The sequence below is a fragment of the Chloroflexota bacterium genome (assembly GCA_026706485.1).
Classification (GTDB): Bacteria; Chloroflexota; UBA11872; order UBA11872; family UBA11872; genus JAJECS01.
Genome location: JAPOYR010000010.1, coordinates 73,866 through 97,575 on the forward strand (window position 1 = coordinate 73,866; position 23,710 = coordinate 97,575).

The 23,710-nt window shown below is 67.6% G+C and carries 20 protein-coding genes and 1 tRNA gene; 12 read left to right on the forward strand and 9 right to left on the reverse strand.

From position 1 onward, the window contains the following. The first annotated feature begins 10 nt into the window (after positions 1-10). Entirely contained in the window at positions 11-1,594 is a 1,584-nt protein-coding gene (locus OXG79_07985) for a hypothetical protein (protein MCY3783709.1), read from the forward strand. 129 nt (positions 1,595-1,723) lie between these two features. On the opposite strand, the gene OXG79_07990 is transcribed toward OXG79_07985, so the two are convergent. Further along, positions 1,724-2,116: a HEPN domain-containing protein gene (locus OXG79_07990; GenBank protein ID MCY3783710.1), complete on the reverse strand. Its 393-nt coding sequence runs from the start codon at positions 2,114-2,116 to the stop codon at positions 1,724-1,726. After that, a complete protein-coding gene (locus OXG79_07995; protein ID MCY3783711.1) occupies positions 2,103-2,429 on the reverse strand; it encodes a nucleotidyltransferase domain-containing protein in 327 nt (108 codons plus the stop codon). Before OXG79_07995 ends, OXG79_07990 begins: the two co-directional genes overlap by 14 nt. Before the next feature lie 219 nt (positions 2,430-2,648). Here OXG79_07995 and OXG79_08000 point away from each other — a divergent pair, with 219 nt between their 5' ends. Beyond that, positions 2,649-3,698: a cyclase family protein gene (locus OXG79_08000; GenBank protein ID MCY3783712.1), complete on the forward strand. Its 1,050-nt coding sequence runs from the start codon at positions 2,649-2,651 to the stop codon at positions 3,696-3,698. Here the strand turns inward: OXG79_08000 and OXG79_08005 are convergent. Continuing rightward, positions 3,658-4,170: a LysM domain-containing protein gene (locus tag OXG79_08005; GenBank protein ID MCY3783713.1), complete on the reverse strand. Its 513-nt coding sequence runs from the start codon at positions 4,168-4,170 to the stop codon at positions 3,658-3,660. The two genes, OXG79_08000 and OXG79_08005, sit on opposite strands and share 41 nt — an antisense overlap. Before the next feature lie 76 nt (positions 4,171-4,246). Next, a tRNA-His gene (locus tag OXG79_08010) sits at positions 4,247-4,324 on the reverse strand. 272 nt (positions 4,325-4,596) lie between these two features. On the opposite strand from OXG79_08010, the gene guaB reads away from it, so the two are divergent. From guaB to OXG79_08045, 7 genes are all read left to right on the forward strand, one after another. Beyond that, positions 4,597-6,072: an IMP dehydrogenase gene (gene guaB / locus OXG79_08015; GenBank protein ID MCY3783714.1), complete on the forward strand. Its 1,476-nt coding sequence runs from the start codon at positions 4,597-4,599 to the stop codon at positions 6,070-6,072. Positions 6,073-6,156: 84 nt separating this feature from the next. Further along, entirely contained in the window at positions 6,157-8,157 is a 2,001-nt protein-coding gene (locus tag OXG79_08020) for a hydantoinase/oxoprolinase family protein (GenBank protein MCY3783715.1), read from the forward strand. 97 nt (positions 8,158-8,254) lie between these two features. After that, the gene (greA, locus tag OXG79_08025) at positions 8,255-8,713 is read left to right on the forward strand and encodes a transcription elongation factor GreA (GenBank protein MCY3783716.1); all 459 of its coding nucleotides are present in this window, start codon (positions 8,255-8,257) and stop codon (positions 8,711-8,713) included. After that, positions 8,713-10,176: a lysine--tRNA ligase gene (lysS, locus tag OXG79_08030; GenBank protein ID MCY3783717.1), complete on the forward strand. Its 1,464-nt coding sequence runs from the start codon at positions 8,713-8,715 to the stop codon at positions 10,174-10,176. The genes greA and lysS overlap by 1 nt, the downstream gene beginning before the upstream one ends. Before the next feature lie 65 nt (positions 10,177-10,241). Next, complete coding sequence (serS, locus tag OXG79_08035) at positions 10,242-11,528, forward strand: serine--tRNA ligase (GenBank protein ID MCY3783718.1); 1,287 nt, start codon at positions 10,242-10,244, stop codon at positions 11,526-11,528. Then, positions 11,519-12,457, forward strand: coding sequence for a cysteine synthase family protein (locus OXG79_08040; GenBank protein ID MCY3783719.1), 939 nt, complete (start codon positions 11,519-11,521; stop codon positions 12,455-12,457). The genes serS and OXG79_08040 overlap by 10 nt, the downstream gene beginning before the upstream one ends. 79 nt (positions 12,458-12,536) lie before the next feature. Then, a complete protein-coding gene (locus OXG79_08045) occupies positions 12,537-13,382 on the forward strand; it encodes a hypothetical protein (GenBank protein MCY3783720.1) in 846 nt (281 codons plus the stop codon). A 3-nt stretch (positions 13,383-13,385) separates the two neighbouring features. Here the strand turns inward: OXG79_08045 and OXG79_08050 are convergent, their stop codons facing one another. From OXG79_08050 to OXG79_08070, 5 genes are all read right to left on the reverse strand, one after another. Further along, entirely contained in the window at positions 13,386-14,477 is a 1,092-nt protein-coding gene (locus tag OXG79_08050) for an ABC transporter permease (GenBank protein ID MCY3783721.1), read from the reverse strand. Beyond that, on the reverse strand, positions 14,474-15,388 hold the full coding sequence (locus OXG79_08055; GenBank protein MCY3783722.1) for an ABC transporter ATP-binding protein: 915 nt from the start codon (positions 15,386-15,388) through the stop codon (positions 14,474-14,476). Before OXG79_08055 ends, OXG79_08050 begins: the two co-directional genes overlap by 4 nt. A 71-nt stretch (positions 15,389-15,459) precedes the next feature. After that, positions 15,460-17,430, reverse strand: a complete 1,971-nt coding sequence (locus OXG79_08060; protein ID MCY3783723.1) for a hydantoinase/oxoprolinase family protein — start codon at positions 17,428-17,430, stop codon at positions 15,460-15,462. A 146-nt stretch (positions 17,431-17,576) separates the two neighbouring features. Next, on the reverse strand, positions 17,577-19,679 hold the full coding sequence (locus tag OXG79_08065) for a beta-galactosidase (protein MCY3783724.1): 2,103 nt from the start codon (positions 19,677-19,679) through the stop codon (positions 17,577-17,579). 112 nt (positions 19,680-19,791) lie between these two features. Further along, positions 19,792-21,879, reverse strand: coding sequence for a beta-galactosidase (locus OXG79_08070; protein ID MCY3783725.1), 2,088 nt, complete (start codon positions 21,877-21,879; stop codon positions 19,792-19,794). 129 nt (positions 21,880-22,008) lie between these two features. Between OXG79_08070 and OXG79_08075 the strand changes: the two genes are divergently transcribed. The 3 genes from OXG79_08075 (at position 22,009) to OXG79_08085 (ending at position 23,684) form a co-directional block, all read left to right on the forward strand. Beyond that, positions 22,009-22,668 carry a redox-sensing transcriptional repressor Rex gene (locus OXG79_08075; protein MCY3783726.1) on the forward strand — a complete coding sequence of 220 codons (660 nt, stop codon included), beginning with the start codon at positions 22,009-22,011 and terminating at the stop codon, positions 22,666-22,668. Between the two features lie 146 nt (positions 22,669-22,814). Beyond that, complete coding sequence (locus OXG79_08080; protein ID MCY3783727.1) at positions 22,815-23,102, forward strand: NADH-quinone oxidoreductase subunit A; 288 nt, start codon at positions 22,815-22,817, stop codon at positions 23,100-23,102. A 3-nt stretch (positions 23,103-23,105) separates the two neighbouring features. Then, a complete protein-coding gene (locus OXG79_08085; protein ID MCY3783728.1) occupies positions 23,106-23,684 on the forward strand; it encodes an NADH-quinone oxidoreductase subunit C in 579 nt (192 codons plus the stop codon). The last annotated feature ends 26 nt before the right edge of the window (positions 23,685-23,710 follow it).

Here is a 23,710-nt window from a genome sequence, read left to right on the forward strand (position 1 = left end):
GCATAGCCCCATGTCCGTACGGGTCACCGGCTGGGGCGGCATCGGCGAGATCGGCGGCAACAAGCTGCTGCTGGAGGACGACGACTGGCAGGTGCTGCTCGACTTTGGCAAGTCGTTCGGCGCCCACGCGCGCTACTTCGAGGAGTTCCTCACCCCGCGCACCACGACCGGCGCGTTCGACTTCCTGCGAACAGGGTTGCTTCCGCCGCTCGAGGGCTTGTATCGGCCGGATCTCGAGCTGCTGCCGGAGGTCAGGACCTTCTGGACCCGCGCAAGGAAACAGGCCGGCTACCGGAATGACGTGCGACCGCGCGCGGTGCTGCTGTCGCACGCGCACCAGGACCATCACGGGCACCTGTCGTTTCTGAATACCGACATACCCATCGTCAGCAGTTCGACCACCGCGCTGATCGTCAAAGGGATGCAGGACTGCGGCCAGCCCGGCCTGGAAAACGAAACCGTCATCGTCCGACCCCGAATCCCCGACGGCACGGTGCTCAAGACCGAGCAGGCGTCCGGCGACCAGCGATCCTGGTCCCTGGTCGATGGGGACGCCTGGACTGACGCGGCCGAAAGCTTCTGGATGACGCCCCACTTCAACAAGCAGACGGCAGGTTGGACGCTGCGCGGCACGGCGCCGTTCAGCGGAGCAATCGACGGTCATCGCGTCCGCGCCTTTCCGGTGGACCATTCGATACCCGGCGGGAATGGATTCGCCATTGAGACGTCGGTCGGCTGGATCGCGTATTCGGGTGACATTCGCATGCACGGTCACGGCGGCGATCTCACCCGGCAGTTCGCCCGCGAACTGCGAGATCTCGACCTGGCGCTGCTGATCTGTGAGGGAACCCAAGCCTCGTCCGAAGGTCCCGCGGCCACCGAAGAAGGGGTTCGACAAAGCGTGCATGAGGCTGTCGGCAAAGCTGAAGGGCTGGTGGTGGGCGATTTCAGCCCGCGCAACTTCGAGCGGCTCGACACGTTTCTCGATGCGGCGCGACACGCCGGACGGCAGCTCGTGGTGCTGGAGAAGGACGCGTTTCTGCTGCACGCGCTCGCCACCGCCGATCCCACAACGCCGCTGCCTGATCCCGCGCGGGGCCCCCTGGTCTATCGCGAGCGGCGCGAGAGTCGCAGGGCCTGGGGGCAGCTGGTGGCCGAGACCTACGGCAACGCCATGGTCGATCCAGACGAAATCGCCCGCTCGCCCGGCGAGTTCGTCTTGGCGTTGAGCTTCTACGACGTGCTGCGGCTGCTAGACGTCGATGCCGGCGGCGGCACCTGGATCTACTCCACCAGCGAGCCGTACAACGAGGAGCAGGTCATGGACATCAACCGGCTGCGGCAGTGGGTGGACCTGTTGCAGATGGAGATGCTGGGCCGACTCGGCGACGATCCCAGCCAGGAGCGCTTTCACGCCTCGGGGCATGCCTCGGGACCCGACCTGCTCGAGTTCATCGAAATCGCCCAGCCGCGCCGCTTGATGCCGATCCACCTGGAATCGGCGGGCTTGGACTTCTACCGCAAGCACGTGCCGGCCCTGGGAATCGAGCTTGCCGAACCGGTGTGGGGGCAGGCGGTTGAGGTTCCGCCCTAGCGACTTCGGCGCCCGAAACAGGCGAGGCGTCGAAGCCTGCCCCGCCGACACTGCCCGCACGCGTCACCGAGCGCGAGACGATTGCAGGCTGGCCCGAGGTCAGGTCCGGAAACCCGCACTCCGTACAGATTAGAGGCAGGCCTCGGCCCAGCGAACTACCGCTTCTGCAATTCCCAGCGCTTCCACATACTCCTGATCAGAAACAGGCTGGGCGATGCTGGGATACCGGGTAGCCGTTGCGAATGGGTTCAGCTTCTCGGCTTGCCGGATCGCTTCCGGCACATCTTCGCCGGCATCCTCGAGCAAGGTCAGCAAGAGACTGATGTCATGCACGTAGGGAAAATCGACGCCCCGCGCGAGTAACAGGGCTTTTACTGCTTTCTCCGCCGCCTGCTGGGCATCGAAGCACAGATCTTCGAGGTAGATGCCCGATGCACTATTCGCGGCTTTGGAGAGATTGCTTCGGGCGCGGTTCAGCCATTCCCGAGGATCGTCGGGCGGGTAACGCCTACGCGGCTTCATAGACCACGGTGCCCTCCCGTAGGGCAGGCTTGATTATCAGCGCATGGCTGTCCTTGTAGCGCTCGACATGCGCCGGCGCGACGACTGTCGCATCAACGGCAACCCGAACTCCGCGCAGGTTTCGGTAGATGCGCGCAGCGAGGTCGCGCTCGTCATCGGCATCCTTGACCACCAGCAAATCCACATCGCTGTTGCGCCCCATCTCACCGCGGGCCGCCGAACCAAACAGAATGACCTTCTCAGGCCGAGCAACCTCGACCACACGCCGCACGATGTCGTCGAGGGTGTCGTGGTCAAGCCTCTGATTGTTCATGCGAATCTCGCTAAGGCTCAGGCCGACACAACTCCGCAAACATCATACGGGCGGCAGACCGGTTGAGTGCTTGGGCCCGAGTCGCCGCATGTCGCCCTCGTTGATCGGCCACCTATCGCTGGGGTGATCGCGGTCCGAGCCGAAGCGAAACGTATTGACGCGGCCAAGACCACCGGCGACCATCAAGCACGCTAGTCGCCCTTCTCAGGCTTGGCATCGATGGCTCGCAGGATCGTCGACCTCACCCAGCCACTGGCTCCCGACGGAGCCGCTGGGTCATTCAGCGTCCGCGAATACGAGCGGCCGCGCAGCGGCCACGGCGTGTTTCATCGGGTTGACATGGAAACCACGGTCGGCACGCACGTCGTCACGTCGCGGCGCTATCTGGCGTCGGGCTATTCGCTGTCCGAGGCCCCGATTGACCGATTCTTCGGCGAGGGCGTGGTGGTGCGGCTGGCGGCGTCGAACGGCGCGACCGAGATCACCCAGATGGACTTGGACGAAGCGGCGGGAGATCGCCTGCGCCGCGACGACATTGCCGTCCTGGCGCTGCCGCCCGAGGCCTCGGGCGGCGCCCGGCTCTCGGTGTTTGCCTCGCAATGGCTCTGGGACAAGGGCGTCAAAATGCTGGTGCTCGATGAGCGCATTGCCATCGGCTCGTCCCCGTCGTGGAACGAAGAGCGCACCGTGCTCACGTCGCTATTCGCCAATGAGATTCCGGTCGTGCGCGGCGCCACGAACACCGATCAGCTCAGCGACGAACGCTTCGCGGTGATGGCGCTGCCCATGCGTATTGAGGGCGTCGAAGCCTGGCCGGTTCGCGTGGTTGCCCTCGATCCGGGCGAGCCGCCGAGCGATGAGCCTCCTCCGGCTCAAGCCGTCACTGACGAAGCGGCCACAGCCGCACCCGACGCCGAGGCTTCCGAAGCGGACACGCAGGATGTATCCGGAACGGCGGCGGCAGCTGCACCCGACGCCGAAGTCTCCGAAGGCGATGGGCCGGCCGTAGAGCCGCCAGCCGCCGCGGCGGAGCCGACGGCCGCAGCAACAGGCGACGCCGAGCCAGAGCAGGATGCGCCGACTGCCGAGAAGCGAACGGCCGAAGCCCCCGACGCCGAGCCCGCGACGACGGAGGCGTCGGCCTCGGATGCCGAAGGCGATGCCGCCGGCGCCGACGATGCCGAAGAAGCGGCGCCCGAAGTGGCCGATGCCAAGGCCGCCGACGACGTCAGCGACGCGGAATCAGAATCGTCTCGCCAATCTGGATAGTCCACGGCTCGTCGATCCCGTTGACCGCGGCAATCTCTTCGAACGAAAACCCGAAGCGACTGGCGATGCCGGCCAGCGTGTCGCCGGGCTCGACGATGTACCCGATATAGCGGGCGGGTCGCTCGGTACGCACCGGCACGACCGTGGGCGTCGGCACCGTGGTCACCCTCAGTTCGGGCAGCGGCAGGTTGATGTTGGCGGCGGGCGGAGTCACCACCGAGAGTCTGGGGCCGGACACGGTCGGCGTGCGCGCCGGCGCCGCAGCGGTTGGCCGTAGAACGTCCGGCATCTCACCGCGAGCGCGAAGCACGTTGTCGGCCACGACGATGAACACCACCGCTGCCACCACCAGGATCGCCGCGACGACAATGACCAGCGTGCCTGCCGCGCTTGGGCCCGGTTCTTCGGCCGGAGACGGCGCGACCGGCCGCCTGCCGTCGCCTACGTCACGATCCGTGTTGGACAGAGACACCTCGGCGGAATCTACCAGCGGGAGGCAGGCGGCGGGCTGAAGCGAGTTCCCGGCGGCATACAGCGGCCGGACAGCCTGGGGTGAGCGAGGGGACTTGAACCCCCAGCCTTCTGGGCCACAACCAGACGCTCTAACCTAATTGAGCTACGCCCACCATGCGATGTCGAATTCTATAACGACCTTCCGGTCCCGAATCCGTTGGGCGCGGCATCGGTGCGATGTACAATGCCTCAATGTTGAGTGGTCTTGTGCCGCGTTGGGATCGAGCGCACGTTTGCCCGTGCGCCTGACGCGGCTGAATGTCGCTGGTACCGCACCCCGATCGGCCGTCGATCGGGGTGCTTTGCGTTCCGGGGAGGCTCCGGACAGGGAGGTTACGGCGTGAGCGTTGAGTCAGATCCGCTGCGGACCGAAGAGCTGCACTCGGTGGGCAACCGGACGATCGTCGAAGGCTTGACCTTTGACGACGTTCTCCTGGTCCCGGGACGATCCGAGGTCCTTCCCACCGATGTGTCGACGCGCACGCGCATCACCCCGCGAATCACGCTCAATGTTCCCTTGGTTTCGGCGGCGATGGACACCGTCACCGAAGCCCGCATGGCCATCACGCTGGCGCGGGCCGGCGGGATTGGCGTGATCCACCGCAACCTGGGACTCGAGGATCAGGCGCTCGAAGTCGACAAGGTCAAGCGCTCGCAGTCCGGAATGATCGTCGACCCCATCACCCTGCCTCCAACGGCCACTGTGGGCGAGGCCAATGAGGTCATGGCGCGATACCGCATTTCGGGCGTGCCGATCACCGACTCCCGCGGGCAGCTGGTCGGCATCCTCACCAACCGCGACCTGCGCTTTTGCCGCGATGACGCGATGCAGGTCGCCGATTTGATGACGACGGAGCGCCTGGTCACCGCACCGGTTGGAACCACGCTCGAGCAGGCCGAGGAGCTGCTGCATCTGCACCGCATCGAGAAGCTCCCGGTTGTGGACGACAGCGGCCAACTGCGCGGCCTCATCACGGTCAAGGACATCGCCAAGCGCGAGGAGTTTCCCGGCGCCGTTTATGACGCGTCAGGACGATTGGTTGTGGCCGGCGCCATTGGCACCCACAACGAAGGGCTGCCACGCGCCCGCGAGCTGGTTTCGGCAGGAGCCGACGCCGTGGTGGTGGACTCCGCCCACGGCCACCACAGCGCGGTTATCGACACGGTTCGCCGCGTCAAGGAGTCGCTCGACGTGGACGTGATCGCCGGCAACGTGGCAACCGCGGCGGGCGCCAGCGCGCTGATCCAAGCGGGCGCCGACTGCGTCAAGGTCGGCATCGGCCCCGCGGCCATCTGCACCACGCGCGTGGTGGCCGGCGTGGGCGTGCCTCAACTCACCGCCATTTCCGACTGCCTCGGTCCGTGCAGCGAGCACGGCGTGCCGCTCATCGCCGATGGCGGCGTGCGCTATTCGGGTGACATCGCCAAGGCGATCGGCGCCGGCGCGGCCGCGGTCATGATCGGCAACATGTTCGCCGGCACGGACAACAGCCCGGGCGAGATCGTCTACCGACAGGGCGAGCGATTCAAGGAATACCGCGGCATGGGCTCGATCGGCGCCATGATGGAGCGCGCGGGCGCTTCACGCGACCGCTACGGTCAGCACCAGGTGCAGGATGCCGCCAAGCTGGTGGCCGAGGGCGTGGAAGCCCAGACGCCCTATCGCGGTCCCACGGTGAACATGATCAGTCAGCTTGTCGGCGGCCTCCGGTCGGCGATGGGATATGTCGGCGCGGCCGACATCCGCGAGCTCCAGACGAAGGGCCGATTCGTTCGTGCTTCCCGTGCCAGCGTCGATGAGGGGCACCCGCACGATGTCGTGCTCATCAAAGAGGCGCCCAACTACCACGCGCCGCGCTAGCCGGCGCGCTCGCGCACCGGAACGACACCTGAAGTACACCGCGCGGGCACGAGGCCGCCGCATGCGCCGCTCCGTCACGCGTCGATGAGCCTGATCCTGGGAGTGGACACGGGCGGCACGTTCACCGACGCCGTCCTGCTCGACGCGGACTCCGGGACGGTCACAGCCGCGCACAAGGCGCTCACCACCCACGAGAATCTGGCCGTCGGCATCGAGGCCGCGCTAGATGGGTTGCCCGCCGATGTCTGGCCGCACGTGCATCGAGCGGCCCTGTCCACCACGCTGGCGACCAATGCCGCCCTGGAGGGGTTGGGAAGCCGCGTCGGCTGCATCCTCATCGGATACGACCCCGGCGTCATGCGGCACTACCGCCTGGACCGCCACGTTCGCGCCTCCGCGGTTGCGCACGTGGGAGGACGCCACGACATCTTCGGCGAGGAGGTGACGCCGCTCGACGAGAATGGGCTGTGCGACGCGGTGAAGCGCCTGGCGCCCGAGGTCGACGCGCTGGCCGTTTCGAGCTACCTCGCGCCGCGCAATCCGGATCATGAGCGGCGCGCGGTGCGTTTGGTCAGCGAGCTCACCAGCCTGCCGGTGGTGGCCGGCGGCGCCCTGAGTTCGCAGATCAACTCCATTCGCCGCGCCACGACGGCCACGCTCAACGCCAAGTTGCTGGCCGTGACCAGCGAGCTGCTCGACACGCTGGAGCATGCAGTCCGGCGGCGCGGCGTGAGCCCGGCGCCAATGGTCGTCCGCGGCGACGCGACGCTGATGGCGCTGGACCTGGCCCGCGAACGGCCCATTGACACCCTGTTCTCGGGACCCGCGGCCAGCGCCGTCGGAGGCGCCAGGCTGGCCGGCATCGACCAGGCGGTCGTGGTCGACATGGGCGGCACGTCCACCGACGTTGGAATTCTCGACGGCGGACGCCCGAACCTGAGCAAGCGGGGCGCATCTCTCGCCGGCTGGCGGACGGCCGTGCGCGCGGCCGCCGTGCGCTCGGCAGCGATCGGCGGTGACAGCCGCGTACGAGCGGACCCACTCGACCTCGTCATCGGACCCGAGCGCGTCGTGCCGCTGTCGCGCGCCGCCCGCGAGTCGCCCGAGATCCGCGACCGCCTGGCCGAGCTTGACGCGCAACGCCTCTCGCATCGGCTGGTCCCGGTATGGGAGTTCTTCGCCCTGGGCCGACCTCGCGCCGACGAAGTGGTATCGACCGGCGAGCAGCGCGTGCTGGAGGCGCTCGAACACGGTCCAATCGACGTGCTCACGCTTGCCAGGCAGGCCGGCGTCGCCGACGCCCGCCTGGTCCCCATCGACGGCCTGGTTGCGCGCCGGCTGGTCACCCGGATCGGGCTCACCCCCACCGACCTGCTGCACGTGCGCGGCGACTACACCGAGTTCGATGTCGACGCAGCGGCCCTCGCCAACCGCATTGCCGCACGCGAGAGCCGCACCGAGTACGACGCGTTTGTGGCGCGCGTCCACGAGGCCGTGATTCGCGCGCTGTGTGTCGCCACCCTGCGCCGCGCCATTGCCGCGGGGCGGCCCGATCTCGCCGAATCGGACGAGAAGCTCGGCGCCTACTTGCTCGATGCGAGCGCGTCGCCGTCCAGCCGCGTCGGGCCGCTGGACGTTGGTTTGGGTCTCACGCTGCCGCTGATTGCCCTCGGCGCCGCGGGGGCGGCATGGTTGCCCCAGGTGGCGAGCCGTCTCCGCACCGAGGTCATCGTTCCCGATCACGCGGCCGTCGCGAGCGCGGTTGGCGCCGCGTCCACCCGCATCGTGCAGGAAATCGAGGTGCTGCTGCGACCGCAATATCTGCGCCGCGGTGGAGTCATCGACTACGCCGTCCACAGCCCTGCGGGTCGCGCGATGTTCGCCTCCGAGTCCCAGGCCCGCGAGCATGCGCTTGCCGTCGGCCCCCGCCTCGCCGCGGAGGCCGCCGCCGAGGCCGGCGCGTCCTGCCCCACCATCGACGTCGATGAACACACCTGGAGCCTCGACCAGGACGACCCCGAAGCGCCGGCCCAACTCATGGAAACCCGCTTCCGTTTTACGGCCACGGAGGCCGGCACCGCCTAGCCAACCTCGATCGGCCCGCTCGCCTATAATCGACACCGTCACCGCGCAGCGCACCATGCCAGCCCGGCTGCGGCTTTGGGGGAGGCGAACGAAGCCTATGGCGACCAAGTTCTTGACCGAGGAAGGGCGTCTGCGCCTCGAGGCCGAGCTTCACGAGCTGAAGACGGTGAAACGCCCGGAGATCATCCGGCGCATCCACGAGGCCAAAGAGTTCGGCGAGCTGAGCGAGGGCAACGAGCCGGACGAGGTCAAGAACGACCAAGCGTTCACCGAAGGCCGCATCATGATGCTCGAGCGGCTGCTGCGCGACGCCATCATCGTCAGCGAGCATTCGTCCGACACCGTCAGCATCGGCGCCACCGTCAGCGTCCGCGACGACGGCGAGAGCCAGCGTGAGTTCACCATTGTCGGGACCGAGGAAATCGACCTCGCCACCGGCAAGATTTCGAACGAATCGCCGCTGGGCCTGGCGCTCGTGGGGCGCAAGGTCGGCGAGCATGTGACCGTGGAGACGCCCGCAGGCACGCGCGCCTACGAGATCACAGGAATCACCTGATCGCGGAGCCAGCGCCGGGCGACCGTCTCTACGAGGCGCGGCTCGCCAAGCTGAACCGCATGGCCGCCGCGGGCGATCCCGTGTTTCCCTCCCGCGTGCCCCGCTCGCACCGGGCGGCAGACGCGCGCTCGCTGGTCGACGATCCGAACGGCCCCGAGGTCGACGTCGCCGGACGCGTGATGTCACTGCGGCGGATGGGCAAGACGAGCTTCGCGGCAGTGCGCGACGGCTCGGGTGAGATCCAACTCTTTCTGAACGCCAGCGAGCTTGGCGCGGATGCCTATCGGCACGTCCTGGACGTGATCGACGTGGGCGACATCGTGTCGGCGGGCGGGCCGGTGTTTCGCACGCGTGCCGGCGAGCCGTCGGTGCGCGTGCAGCGCCTGACGGTGGCCGTGAAAGCCCTCCGGCCCCTGCCTGAGAAGTGGCGCGGCCTGCAGGACCCGGAAGCGCGGTACCGCCAGCGCTATCTCGACGTCATCGCCAATCAAGACGTGCGCGAGCGCTTCGAGGCGCGGACCAGGATCGTCAGCACAATCCGCCGCGTGCTCGACGCGCAGGGGTACATGGAGGTGGAAACCCCCTCGCTGCAGCCCCTCTACGGCGGCGGCAGCGCCGTGCCCTTCACCACCCACTACGAGGCCCTGGGACGCGACTTCTACCTGCGCATCGCCGACGAGCTGTATCTCAAGCGCCTGCTGGTCGCCGGCTACGAACGCGTGTATGAGATCTGCAAGGACTATCGCAACGAGGGCATTGACCGTACCCACTGCCCCGAGTTCACCATGCTCGAGGCCTATCAGGCCTTCGCCGACCTCGGCGACATGCTCCGGCTCACCGAGGCGCTGGTGGTGGAGGCGGCACGGGCAGTCGCGGGGGACACACGCGTCGCCTACGGCGAGACGACGCTCGACTTCACGCCGCCATGGCGGCAGGTGACCTACCGCGACGCGATGCTCGAGGCCGTGGGAATCGACCTCGACGACGAGCAGTTGAGCGATGAGCAAATCCGCGAGGCGGCGGTCGGCCGCGGCGTGGCACTCGAGGCCGGCGCGGCACGCGCCCGCATGCTCGATGAAATCACCAAGACCTGCGTGGAGCCCGCGTTCGTGCAACCGACCTTTCTCACCCGCTACCCGGCCGAGACGACGCCCCTGGCCAAGCGCGCCCCAGACGACCCGCGTTATGTCGAGCGGTTCGAGCCATTCGTGCTGGGCATGGAGTTGGGCAATGGCTATACCGAGCTGAACGATCCCATCGATCAGCGCCGCCGCCTGAGCGAGCAGGCGGACGACGATGCTGAGGCGCATCCGGTTGACGAGGATTTCATTCGCGCGCTGGAGCACGGCATGCCGCCGGCGGGCGGCCTGGGTCTCGGCATCGACCGGTTGACGATGGTGCTCACGGACGCGCCCAACATCCGCGACGTCATCCTGTTCCCCCAACTGCGAACGCCTGCGTAGAATCGGGGACAGAAGAACTCGGCCCGCGGTGCGTCGGCCGTTGCGATTCGATACGTTGCCCCCACATGCTTCCCCTGCGATTCATTCGTGAGAACGCGGACTTGGTGCGCGCCGGGCTGAGCGCCCGGGGCGACGACGCGCCACTGGATGGACTGCTGGAGCTGGACCGGAAACGGCGCGCGCTGCTGGTTGACGTGGAAGGCTGGCGAGCCGAGCGCAAACGCGTCTCCCGAGCCATCGGCACCGCGTCGGATGCTTCCGAGCGTGAGGCGCTGATTGCCCAAACGCGGGCGTTGTCGAAGGACCTCGATGCGTCCGAGCCGAAGTTGGGACAGATCGAAAGTGACCTCGATCGCCTCCTAGGGGAATTCCCCGCGTTGCCGCATGCGTCCGCTCCGGCCGGGCAAGACGCCAACGACAACCCCGTGGTCGCAGAGCACGGCACTCCGCCCGCCTTCGACTTCGAGCCGCGTCCGCACTGGGAGATCGGCGAGACGCTGGGCGTGCTCGACTTTCCGCGGGCGGCAAAGATCGCCGGATCGGGCTTCTGGCTATTTCGGGCCGGCGGGGCGCGCCTGCAGCGCGCCCTGGTCGCCTGGGCCATTGACTTTCAGGTACGCGAGCATGGCTACCTCGAAGTTTTGCCTCCGGCACTTGTCACAAGCCGGGGCATGGCCGACTCGGGCAAGCTGCCGAAGTTCGCCGACGATTCCTATGGGTTGCCCGCCGACGACCTTTGGCTCAATCCGACGGCCGAGGTGCCGCTCACGGCCATGCACCGCGACGAAGTCTTGGACGGCGGCACACTGCCACTCCGCTACGTGGCCTACACGCCGGCGTTTCGCCGCGAGGCGGGCGCCGCGGGCATCGACACGCGGGGCCTCCAACGCTTGCATCAGTTTGACAAGGTCGAGCTGTACGCCTTTTCCCTGGCCGAGCAGTCGTACGAAGAGTTGGAGACGATGCGCCGGCACGCCGAGGCGGCCATCGAGGCGCTGGGACTGCCCTATCGCACGCTGGAACTGTGCACCGGCGATCTTGGATTCACCTCCGCCAAGACCTACGACCTGGAGGCCTGGGCGCCGGGCGTGAACGCCTGGCTGGAGGTCTCGTCGATTTCGAATTGCGAGGCGTTTCAGGCACGTCGCGCCGGCATCCGGACCCGGAAGCCCGGTGGCAGCCACACGGAATTCGTGCATACGCTCAATGGGTCCGGGCTTGGTATGGCCCGTACGATGGTGGCCATTCTGGAGAACTACCAGCAGGCGGACGGCACAGTCCGCGTGCCGGAGGTTCTCCAGCCGTATCTCGGCGGCCAGAAAGTGCTTGAGGTGGAGCCCGGATGGCAGTAGACCCGGTGATCGACCGGCATCCCACTCTGCAGCTCATTGGCCGCACGCCGCTGGTTGAAACCCGCCTCTTCCGGGATCGCTATCCGAGAGCAAGGGTCTTTGCCAAGGTGGAGGCCTTCAATCCGGGCGGGTCGATCAAGGATCGCCCCGTCGCGCGCATGCTGGCCGACGCGCAGGCGCGCGGCGACCTTCGCCCCGGTCAAACCATCCTCGACTCGTCGTCGGGCAACGCGGGCATCGCCTACGCGATGATCGGCGGGCTCCTGGGGCACGACGTCGAGATCGTGATGCCCGACAACGCCAGCCGGGAGCGCGTGCAGCGCATCACGGCGCATGGCGCGCGCATTCGCTTCACCGACGCCATCCTGGGCTACGACGAGGCCATGCGTGAGGTCCAGCGCCGCCATGAAGCGGCCCCCGAGCGCTACTACTTCGCCGACCAGTACAGCAACGAATCGAACTGGCAGGCGCATTACGACGGCACGGCGAGCGAGATCCTGGCCCAGGCCCCGCCCGACATCACGCATTTCGTCGCGGGCGTCGGCACCGGCGGCACGATCACCGGCGTCGCGCGCCGATTCGACGAGGTATCCCCCGACGTGCGGATCGTGTGCGCCACTCCACCGGAGTTTCCGGGTATCGAGGGCTTGAAACCCATGGGGCCCGACCACCTCGTACCGGCAATCCTCGACGCCACGCTGATCGACACCTGGGTCGATATCGACGTGGACAAGGCTCGCGAGTTTTCCGTGCAACTGGCGGCCGAGGGACTCTTCGTCGGGCAATCGGCCGGCGCCTACATGTATGCGGTCGAAACCGTGCTCGCGGACGACCCGGACGCCGTGGTGGTGACGTTGTTTCCCGATGCCGGCGATCGCTACTTCAGCACCGGACTCTGGGACGTGGCGCCGACGCTCGCGAGCCCGTGATCCCGACCGTCGACATAGCGGCAGCGCCATCACGAATGCGACCCGCTCTTATCCGAACTCATCCCAGTGGAGAGCCGGCGTGAAGCCTTTGCGCCTGGGATTCAATCCGCGCATTGCGCCCGAGAGCCGGCGCCGCTTCCATCAACGCTTGCGGCACGTCGTCGAGGTCGCGGTGCACCTGGAGTTCGACGTCGTCGAGCTTGGGCTTTCGACCCACATGCACGATTTGGGCTTGACGACCATCTTCGACCCGCAGGCCATCGAGATCCTCGACGACGCTCCGCTTCGGTTCCATCTCAACCTGTTCGCCGACGCCGCGATGTCGGAGCGCTCGGCCATCACCGACGTGACCAGCTACTCGCGCAGCGTGGCGCTGCGGCAAATCGTGCAGATCGTCGAGTTTTTCGAGCACCGGCACGCCATGGAGATGTACGTGGTGCACCCGGGTCGCCGGGTCACCCACGAGGCCGCGCACCTGGACGCGCTGCGGGAAAGCATGCGCACGCTGCACAACCTGTTCCCGGGACTCCCGATCGCCATCGCGAACGCGAGCGGCGAGGCAGTGCTGGGGCGCATCGACAGCGTGCTCAACGCGCTCGACAGCGCGCGCCACTTTCGCTTCGCCCTGCATACGGGATTCGCGTTCCATTCCGTGGATGCGAACCACCTGGCGTTCGAGGCCCGCATGGACTACCTGCGCCGCTTCGTGGATCAAATCGCGGAGATTCGCTGGCACAACACCGCGCCGGGCACGCGTCCCAGCGTGCCGTTGCACCGCACGCTCGAGGACGGGCTGGATCTCGCCATGCTGATGCGCACCGTGGGTCGCAATCCGGGCACGCTGCACATGATCGAAACGGTCGGCCTGGACCCGCCGGCCCTGGTGCGCGAGGTGCGGACGCTGCACCGCGCCCTTAACGCGTAGGCGCTACTCCCAGCGAAACAGGCGCACCGCCAGCGCCACGAACACGACCAGGTAGGCCGCCATGGCCGCCACGGAGATTCCCATGGGAATGCTGGTCGCGCCGCCGATCATCAACTGGCGCGTGGCCTCGGCCAGATGCGTCAGCGGGAGCACGTTGATCACCGGCCGCAGCCAATCCGGCATGAACTCCAGTGGGAAGAAGACGCCTGAGATGAACATCATCGGAAACGTCACAACCTGCGCCACCGGAAAGAATCCCTGCTCGGTCTTGGTGAACGAACCGAGGAAGAACCCAATGGCGAGGAAGGCGAGGCCTCCAAGCACCACCACGCCCGCCAGCGCAGCCAGCGACCCGGGGTCGCTGTTGAGCCGAATGTCGAACACCAAGCGCCCGACGATGATGAGAATGGCGGACTGCGCCAGCACCAGGACCATGCGCAGGATCAAATCGGCGCTCACAAGCGTGAGCCGGGACACGGGCGTCGCTTGCAGCCGGCGCAGCACGCGCCGCTCGCGCAGCGACACAATATTCACCGCGCCGAACACGCCCGCGTTCATCACGCTGAAAGCCACGATGCCGGGCACGATGAAGTCGATGGTCGACAGCCGCTCGCTCCGAAGGGTCTGAAACGCCGGGCGCACGACCGGCTGGCTCCGCGTGAGCGTGCGATCCACCACCTCGAACGCTTGCAGAATCACCGGCACCACGACCTGCTGGCTGCTCTGCCGCGTCTCGTCATAGTGGATGTCAACCGACATTGGGGAACCGGCGTCAATCGACGCGCCCCATCCACTCGGGATCGCGATCACCGCGCGGCGATCACCGTCCTCCAAGCTGGCAATTTCGTCGGTCAAGCTGCCCCGCGACAAGTCGAACGCGTCCATCGCCCTCAGCGTGTCGACGAGCACGCCGGCCTGCGGCGATTGATCCCCATTGACCAGGCCGATTTCGTATCGCGTGGCGGTGTCGCGGCCGAATACCAGGCCGAAGATCAAGACGAAGAGCAGCGGAAACGCGAACGTCCAGAAGAGGGCGGCCCGATCCCGCGCGAACTCGCGCGTGTTAGCCAGCGTGAGCTGAGCGAGGGCTCTCAATCTCGCAACGTCCGTCCGGTGAGCTTGAGGAACACGTCTTCAAGCGTGGCCCGGCGCAGCCGCAGGTTCTGAATCGGCTCGCCACGCTCCCGACCAAGGTGCAGCAGCGCCGCCATCGACGCCGGCACGTCGTCGCTGAACATGCTCACGCGGTCGCCCTGGATGGACGCGTTCACCACCGCGGGGAGCGACTCGATGTCGGCTTCGGTCAGACCGTCGCGCTGGCTGAACTCGATCGCGTCCTCGGCGAAATGCGTCCGCACGAGAGCTTCGGGCGTTTCCATGGCGATGATGCGGCCGTGGTCCATCACGGCCACGCGATCGCAGAGGCGCTCGGCCTCCTCCATGTAGTGCGTGGTCAGCAGCACCGTGCGGCCTTCGGCCTTGAACTGCTCGATGGTTTCCCACAGGCTCCGCCGGGCCTGTGGGTCCATGCCGGTGGTCGGCTCGTCGAGAAAGATGATCGGCGGGTCGTTGACCATCGCGAGCGCTACCGATAGCCGCTGCTGTTGTCCGCCGGACAGGTCCTTGACGAACGCGCGGCGCCGCTCCTCCAGGCCCAGGAGCGCCAGAAGATGGTCGGCTACGCCCGCCCGTCCGTAGAACGAGGCGAAGAGCTCGATCACCTCGGCCACGCGCAACCGCGGGTAGAGCGACACCTGCTGCAGTTGGACGCCAATCTTGCGCTTGAGGTCGCCGGCATCGCGTCCCGGGTCCAGACCCAGCACCTGCACCGCTCCGGAATCGCGCGGGCGCAGCCCTTCCATGATCTCGACCGTCGTGGTCTTGCCCGCGCCGTTCGGCCCGAGCATGCCGAAGACCTCACCGATCTCGACCGTGAATGAGACGCCGTCGACGGCCTTGACGTCGTCGTAGGCCTTGCGGAGATCTTGGACTTCGATGACGGGCATACCGGAAGTCAACGATATGGGCGCCGCTTGCCCACCAAAGTGACCGATCTCACCAAGCGCCACGTGGCGGGCTACGGCAAACGCCGCAGGATCATCGCCCCCTGTGGGTCCACGGTCGCGCGCCAGCGGGGCGCCACCCAGGTGGTCGCGTCGGACTGGGTGACCACGGCCGGACCTTCAAGCTCGAAGCCGACGCCCAGGTCGTGGCGCGACAGCAGCGGCACATCGCGCACCGCGCCGTCGGCCAGGGTGGCTTGCGTCGTCCCAGTCTTCGGGGCACCGGTTGCCGAGGGCGCCGACGGCGCAATCGACGGCTGCGGCACCGAGGCGACGAGCCGCGCCACCACAATCTCGACCGGCGCGTCCGGCCGGCTGTGGGCATAGCGCTGCTGATGTCGCTTGTGGAACTGGCGCACGGCCTCAGGCACTCCGCCATCCCCCAGCGGCACGCTTAACTCGAAGGACTGCCCCACATACCGAACATCGAGCAGCCGCTGCAGCCGCGGCTCGCGTGCCGGGGCTAGGTCGTCGCGCGCCGTCTGCTCGAGCGGGTCGAAGAGTTCTCGTAACCGATCCGGGGTCAGCGCGTGCGCCTCGTCGAGCACGGTGGCGGTGTACTCGCGCGTGTGGGCGCCGGTGAGGGCGCCGAGCGCGGACAGCACGCCGGGATGCGGCGGCACGAGCACCTGCTCGATCTCGAGCCGTTCCGCCAGCTCGCAGCAGTGCATCGGACCCGCCCCGCCAAACGGAAGCAAGGTGAAGTCGCGTGGGTCGAAGCCGCGCTCCAGCGTGATCACGCGCAGCGCGCGATCCATGTGGGCATTCGCCACCGCGATGACCGCGAGGGCCGCCCGGCGCAGCGCGGCATCGGAATGCTCGTCGTTGGCAACGAGCCGTCCGACCGCGCGGCGGGCCTGCGCGGCGTCGAGGTGAACGCGATCTCCAAGGGCCGCATCCGGGGCAAGCCGGCCCAGGACCAGGTTCGCGTCGGTCACGGTGGGCTCCACGCCGCCCCGGCCATAGGCGGCGGGGCCCGGCATGGCGCCCGAACTCCGAGGACCGACCCGCAGGGCGCCGGCCTCGTCGAGCTGGGCAATCGAGCCGCCGCCGGCGCCGACCGTGTGAATGTCCGTCATGGGAATGGCCACGGGCAGGCCGGCGACTTCGGCATGGGTCGTGCGCAGCGGCTCTCCGGGGCAGACGGCCACGTCGGTCGACGTGCCGCCCATATCGAGCGTGGCGATGTTGCTGATGCCGGAGGCGCGCGCGACGTGCTGCGCGCCCACGACGCCGGCGGCGGGACCGCTGAGCACCGTGCGCACCGGCGCCTCAGCCGCCTCCACCGAGCGCAGCACGCCACCGTTGGACTGGACCACCCACAGGGGGCCGGGCATGGCCGGTTCGAGCCGGCGCAGGTAGCTGGCAACGACCGGCGCCACGTAGGCGTCGACCACCGTCGTGCTGGTGCGCTCGAATTCGCGGTATTCCGGCAGAACGTCGGACGAGAGGGAGACGGCCTCCACGCCCGCCCGGCGCAGCGCCTCACGCACCGCGCGCTCATGGTCGGGCTGCAGAAAGCTGAAGAGCAGGCAAACGGCGGCGGATGCCGGATTCAACCGCCGCACGCGGGCCTCCAACCGGTCGAGTGATGCCTGGTCGATTGGGGTGACGACGCTGCCGTCCGCGCCCACGCGCTCGGTCACCTCGAGCCGGCGGTCCCGCGGAATCAGTGGCGCTGGCCGCTCGGGCTCCAGCTCATAGAGCGCCGGACGATTCTGGCGACCGATCTCGAGCACGTCGCGAAAGCCCTCCGTCGTCACCAACACGGAACGGGCGCCGCGGCGCTCGAGCAAGGCGTTGGTAGCCACGGTCGACCCGTGCACGATGGCGTCGGCCGACCCGATGCCGCCGACGTGCAGGCCGTCCACCACCGCCTGCTCGGGTGCGCTCGGCGTACTGGGGACCTTGAATACGCGCATCGCGCCGTCGGCGATGACGACGAAATCGGTAAACGTGCCGCCCACGTCCACGCCAACCCGCACGCGTCTCCTCCGCAAGTTCTTGGCGCCCTCGGCCACGCAGCTCGATGGTCAGGCTGTCGCCCGGTGCGCATTGTGACCCATGCCGAGGCGTGCCGGAGCAGGGGTATCCCGTCGGCACTAGGTCGTCGGCCGAATCCCGGTCTTGATCACACCGCCGGGCAGTGGACGACGGCAACCTCCCACTGGTCAATGGTGAGCCCGATGGCGTTGTCCTCAACGGCGAGATCGGCCTCGCGGAGAAGGTCGCGTGCCGCGGTGATCGGCCAGCGCGGGCGCAATTGCACCTGCGCCGTGGCCCGCTCCAGGTTGAAGACGAATACCAGCCAACCGCCCTGCCGCGAACGCCGCACCACCGGCACCACCGGGTCGCCCTCGATCACCACGGGCGCCTCGATGCCGGTCTCATCCAGCAGGCCCTGCACCACTTCCGGCTGCCCGATGTCGCCGAAGCCCGCCGAGAGGGTCAATCCGTACCACGTGAAGCGGCCGTCGACTGTCCGCACCCCGACGCTGGCTCCATCGAGGGTGGCGATGGTGCGGGTATCCCCCACCGGCTCCAACACGGCATAGCCGCAGGGGCTGGTGACCTCATGCGCGCCCTGAGGGCTGCTCAGCAGGTTGCGCTTCTCCTCGATGTCGTAGTCGGTCACCGCCGAGAAATCGGCCACCCGCACGCCCAGCCGCTCTGCCAGGCCATCTGGCGGGCCGTAGCTGGACTGCCCGTCGCCCTGGTAGATCCCGAAGCTGCCTTCCGCCACCAGCCGGGTGTCCGGGCAGTGCTCCAGCGTGCGCTCGATGCGCTCGCGCACCTCGTCCGTCATCAGCGTCACGTTGGGCAGGAACAGCAGCCGATAGCCCGACCAGTCCATGCTCGGGGTGACCACGTCGGCCGGGACGCCGTGCGTCCATAGCGTGCGGTACACGCCCCGCACGTCGGCCAGGTAGCGCTCGTCCTCGTTGTTGTAGCCGAACAGCTCCTGCGATTCGGGGTGATAGACGATCCCGACCGCGGCGCGCGGACACTCCAGCGGCAGGTGATCGCTCAGGCCGCCGATTTGCCCAATGGCCCGCGTCACGGCAGTGAATCGCGGCGTGGGCTCCCCGTCCAGCGCCACCAGGTTGTAGCCCGGCGACTCGAAGCTCAGGTATTCCGGCCGGTGCTGCCAGAACATGGCCCCCGAGGCGCCGTGCGCCAGGGTCATCCAGACCAGGGTGGTCAGCTCGCGCGGGTCGGATTGCTTCTTCCACGTCACCCCGCCTCGCGACATGCCCGAGTAGATCTCCTCGTTCCACCAGCGCCCCCGCTTCCCCGCGCTGCGCGACCAGTCGAACCCGAACGCGCGATCCGCGAGCTGGTACGGATCTCTGGAGGTCAGCAGGTTGTTCGAGGGCATGGACATGCCCCAGCTGTCCGCAATGGCCGCGCAACTCTCGTCCCACGGCCGCGGAAACCAAGCGCCGTGGGAGCGGGTTTCGTGGACCGGATCAAGCCGCTTGGTTTCGTCAATCATCCATTGCAGGTGACCGGCCAGGTTCTCGTAGTGGAATCGCCGGTACAGCAGCATCTCCACCACGTTGTCATTCGACCGCGGCGGCTCCACGTCCTCCCAGCGGCGGTAGCGGCGCAACAGGCGCTTGTTCAGCTCTTCCAACGTGAAGCGCTCCCGCAGCCAGGCCTCGTACCGCGCCAGCGTGTGCGGGCAGTAGCAGGGATATCCGTCGCTGTCGCGGCAGAATGCCGACGTGAGGTTGATCCCGTCCCAGATCCCCCAGATCAGCAGGCTCGGCCGCTCCCGGTAGCGCGTCACCACATGGCGCAGCAGCGCGCCCGCGTATTCACGCCAGACCGGGTGGTCGTAGCAGTGCATCTGGGAGCCTTGCGGCGTGGCCGCGCCCGCGGTCGGCGACACCCGTTCCCCGCGGTAGGTGACCACCCGCATGTCGGGATGTTCGCGTGTCAGCCACTCGGGGCAGGCACCGTGCGTAGCCAGAATGATGTCGAGCCAAATCTGGATATCGTGTTCGGCCGCCAGATCGAACAGCCGGTCAATGTCCTCCAGCTCATACTGGCCCGGTCGCGGCTCCATGTGGTTCCAATAGGTGAAGCTGCGGACGATGCGGAAGCCCGCGGCGTTCAAACGCGCGAAGTCGTCGTCCCAGAGTTCGAGCTTGGGCATCGGGGCGCGGTAGTACCCCACCCCAACCGGAAACGGGACGCCGGGAATGCCGAAGAGCTCCTGGTCAGACATCTGGCTCGGTCCCTTCATCCGCGTGCCGGCCTCCGCTCAAGGCCAACGGACTGCCGCCCGCCATGTCTCTCCGATCCAACATGACAAGCCGGATAAGGTTTCCTCGCACCGCTCAAGCCTCTGAGCAGTGGACGACGGCGACTTCCCACTGGTCGATCTCGAGCTGGAACGCGTTGTCCTTCAATGCAAGATCGGCCTGCGCCAGGAGATCGCGCGCCATGGTCGTCCGCCAGCGCGGTCGCAGATTCACCTGCGCCGCGGCCCGCTTCAGATTGAACACGAACACCAGCCATCCCCCCTGCTGCGAACGCCGCACCACCGGCACCACTCGGTCGCCTTCCAGCGCCACCGGCGCTTCGATGCCGGCCTCGCCCACCGCCCCCAGCACCACATCCCGCTGGCCCACATCACCGAAGCCCGCCGACAGGGTCAGCCCATACCACGTGAACCGCCCGTCAGCGGTCTGCACCGCGACGGTGCCCCCATCCAGGGAAGCAATGGCGCGCGTCTCCCCCCGCGGCTCCAGCACGGCATAGCCGCAGGGGCTCGTGATCGCGTGCCGGCCGTGGGGCGTCTGCACCACGTTGCCTCCCTGCTCGATGTCGTATTCAGTCACTGCCGAAAAGTCCGCCACCCGCACCCCCAGCCGCTCGGCAAAGCCCTCTGGCGGACCGTAGCTGGACTGCCCGTCGCCCGTGTAGAGGCCAAAGCTGCCCTCCGCCACTAGCCGCGTCTCCGGGCACTGCTCTAGGGTGCGCTCGATCCGCTCCCGCACGCCGTCGGTCATCAGCGTCACGTTGGGCAGGAACAGCAACCGGTAGCCCGTCCAGTCCATGCTCGGGGTCACCACGTCAGCCGGCACGCCGTGCGCCCACAGCGTGCGGTACACACCCCGCAGGTCGGCCAGGAAGCGGTCGTCCTCGTCGTTGTAGCCGAACAGCTCCTGCGATTCGGGGTGATAGACGATCCCGACCGCGGCGCGCGGACACTCCAACGGCAGGTGCTCGCGCAGGCCGTCGATCTGCCGGATGGCCCTTGTCGCAGCCGCAAATCGCGGCGTGGGCTCCCCGTCCAACGCCACCAGGTTGTAGCCCGGCGATTCGAAGCTGAGGTACTCCGGCCGGTACTGCCAGAACATGGCCCCCGAAGCACCGTGCGCCAAGGTCATCCAGAGCAGCATAGTCAGCTCGCGCGGGTCCGATTGCTTCTTCCACGCCACCCCGCCGCGTGACATGCCGGCGTAGATTTCCTCGTTCCACCAGCGCCCGTACTTCCCCGCGCTGCGCGACCAATCGAACCCGAACGCTCGCCCCGATACCTGGTTCGGGTCTCTGGAGGTCAGCAGGTTGTTCGAGGGCATGGACATGCCCCAACTGTCGGCGATGGCCGCGCAGTCCTCGTCCCAGGGGCGAGGGGACCAACCGCCGTGGGAGCGGGTCTCATGGTCGGGATCGATCTGCTTGGTCTCGTCGACCATCCATTGCAGGTGGCCGGCCAGGTTTTCGTAGTGGAAGCGCCGGTACAGCAGCATCTCCACCACGTTCCCATTCGACCGCGGCGGCTCCACGTCCTCCCAGCGGCGGTAGCGGCGCAGCAGGCGCTCGTTGAGCTCGTCCAGCGTGAAGCGCTCGCGCAGCCAGGCCTCGTACCGCGCCAGCGTGTGCGGGCAGTAGCAGGGATAGCCGCGTGCCGACGCTAGGCCGACACCGTCCCAAAGGCCCCATATCAGCAAGCTGGGCCGCTCCCGGTAACGCGTCACCACGTGGCGAAGCAGCGCGCCCCCGTAGTCGCGCCAGGCCGGGTGGTCGTAGCAGTGAATCTGCGAGCCCTGCGGCGCGGCCGCGCCCGCAGTCGGCGCTACCGGTTCCCCGCTGTTGGTGACGATCCGCATGTCGGGATGCTCGCGGGTCAGCCATTCGGGGCAGGCCCCGTGCGTAGCCAACGTGATGTCGAGCCAGACCTTGAGTTCGTGCTTCGCCGCCAGATCGAACAGCCGGTCAAAGTCCTCCAACTCATACTGGCCCGGTCGCGGCTCCATGTGGTTCCAGTAGGAGAAGCTGCGGACAATGCGGAAACCCGCCGCGCGCAATCGCGCGAAGTCCTCGTCCCAGACGTCAAGCTTGGGGATCGGCGCGCGGTAGTACTCCACCCCAACCGGAAACGGATCTCCTGGAATGCCAAAGTTGTGGTCTGCAGTCATCTCGACAAGCTCCGTTCCCGCGCGTGAGCCGGTCCCATGGTATCCGCCGTGAGCCTGGCAAGATCGAGCATGCTAGATTGCGGCCGTCTCGCGCTCGACGTGCCGACCGCGAAACCCTGGCGCCATTGCATGGCTGATCGCCGTTCATCCCAACGCATTCCCCCAACCACGGTGCGGCGCCTTTCGGCCTACTACCGCGCGCTCGGCGCGCTCGTGGAGCAGGGCGTGCCGCACGTGTCCTCCAAGGTGCTCAGCGATCTCGCCGGGTCCACGGCGCCGCAGGTGCGCCGCGACCTGGCCTATTTCGGATCGTTCGGTACGCGAGGCGTCGGCTACTCCGTCAACGCTCTGCGGAGCCAGCTCGCCCGAATCCTAGGAATCGACCGCTCGTGGCCGCTGGGATTGATTGGGGTGGGCAATCTGGGCCAGGCGTTGCTGGCCTATCGCGGCTTTCGCGGACCCGAATACACAATCGCCGCCGCATTCGACGCCGACCCGGCCAAGATTGGCGTCGTGGTTGAAGGCGTCCAAGTGGTCGACGTGTCCAGCTTCGCGAGCGAGGCGCGTCGGCTCGGACTCGCGATCGCGCTGGTGGCGGTGCCCGCCGAGGCCGCGCAGGCCGTCGTTGACCAAGTCGTGGCCGCGAATGTGCACGCCATTCTCAACTTCGCGCCGGCGCAGTTGCGCGTCCCACCCGGCGTCCGACTCTCGAACGTCGACCTCTCAATGGAAGTGGAGTCCCTCACCCACGCGCTTACCGACGGACGGCATGGCGCGGGCGGGGCGTGATGCGTATCATGAGCGCGGCTTGTGAAGTCCGTCACTAACTGTCAACCGACGAGGGGTAGCAGCGCGTCCTAATGCCGTCCTGGATCGCCGTTGTCATTCTCATCGCGCTCGCGCTTCTCTTCACCATCGGCAGTTTCGTCGGGACGATGGCCCTCAAGCCGCGCCGCAAAGACTCGGTGAAGGGCGAGGCCTACGAGTCCGGCATGCCCCCCATCGGCGACACGCGCGGCCGCCACAACGTCCGCTTCTACATCGTGGCCATGCTGTTCCTGATCTTCGACGTCGAGTTGGCGTTCCTCTATCCGTGGGTGGTGCTCTACAGCAATCTCGACGAACAGCTCTTCTTGTTCATTGAAGCGTTGGTGTTCATCGGCATCCTCGGCGTCGGCTACGTCTACGCGTGGCGCAAGGGCGCCCTGGACTGGAAGAACTAGCCCGTGATCAGCACGGCGCCGACACCGACGATCGAGGCGGCAGGCATCGTGAGCCGCGTGCGCGAGCTTGCCGGAGACGCATCCGAAGGTGGCCGCGTGGTGCGGGGCGACCCCGTCGTCGAGATTTCATCCGATGCCGTCAACACGCTGGCCGAAGCGCTGCGCGATGACGCCGAGTTGGGCTTCGAGCAGCTGATCGACCTGACGGCGGTGCACTGGCCGGCCGATGTCGGGCGCGAGTTCGAGCTGGTCTACCAGTACCGCTCGCTCAGCAACAACCTGTTCCTCCGGGTAAAGACGCGCGTATGCGACGGCGGCTCGGTCGCCACGCTGGCCCACACCTACCAGTCCGCGCGCTGGCTGGAGCGCGAGGTGCACGATCTGTTCGGCGTGCGCTTCGAGGGCCATCCGGACCTGCGCCGCGTGCTCCTGCCCGAGGGCTACGAAGGCCACCCGCTGCGCAAGGACTATCCGGTCGAGGGCCCGACCTTCCCCGAGGACGCCCACCGCAACGATCTGTTCGGACAGCTGGACCCGGATGACTTCTGGGACGAGCCGGAGGCCGGAGCGTCGGGCTCATGAGCGTCGAAACCGGCACCGCCAGCATG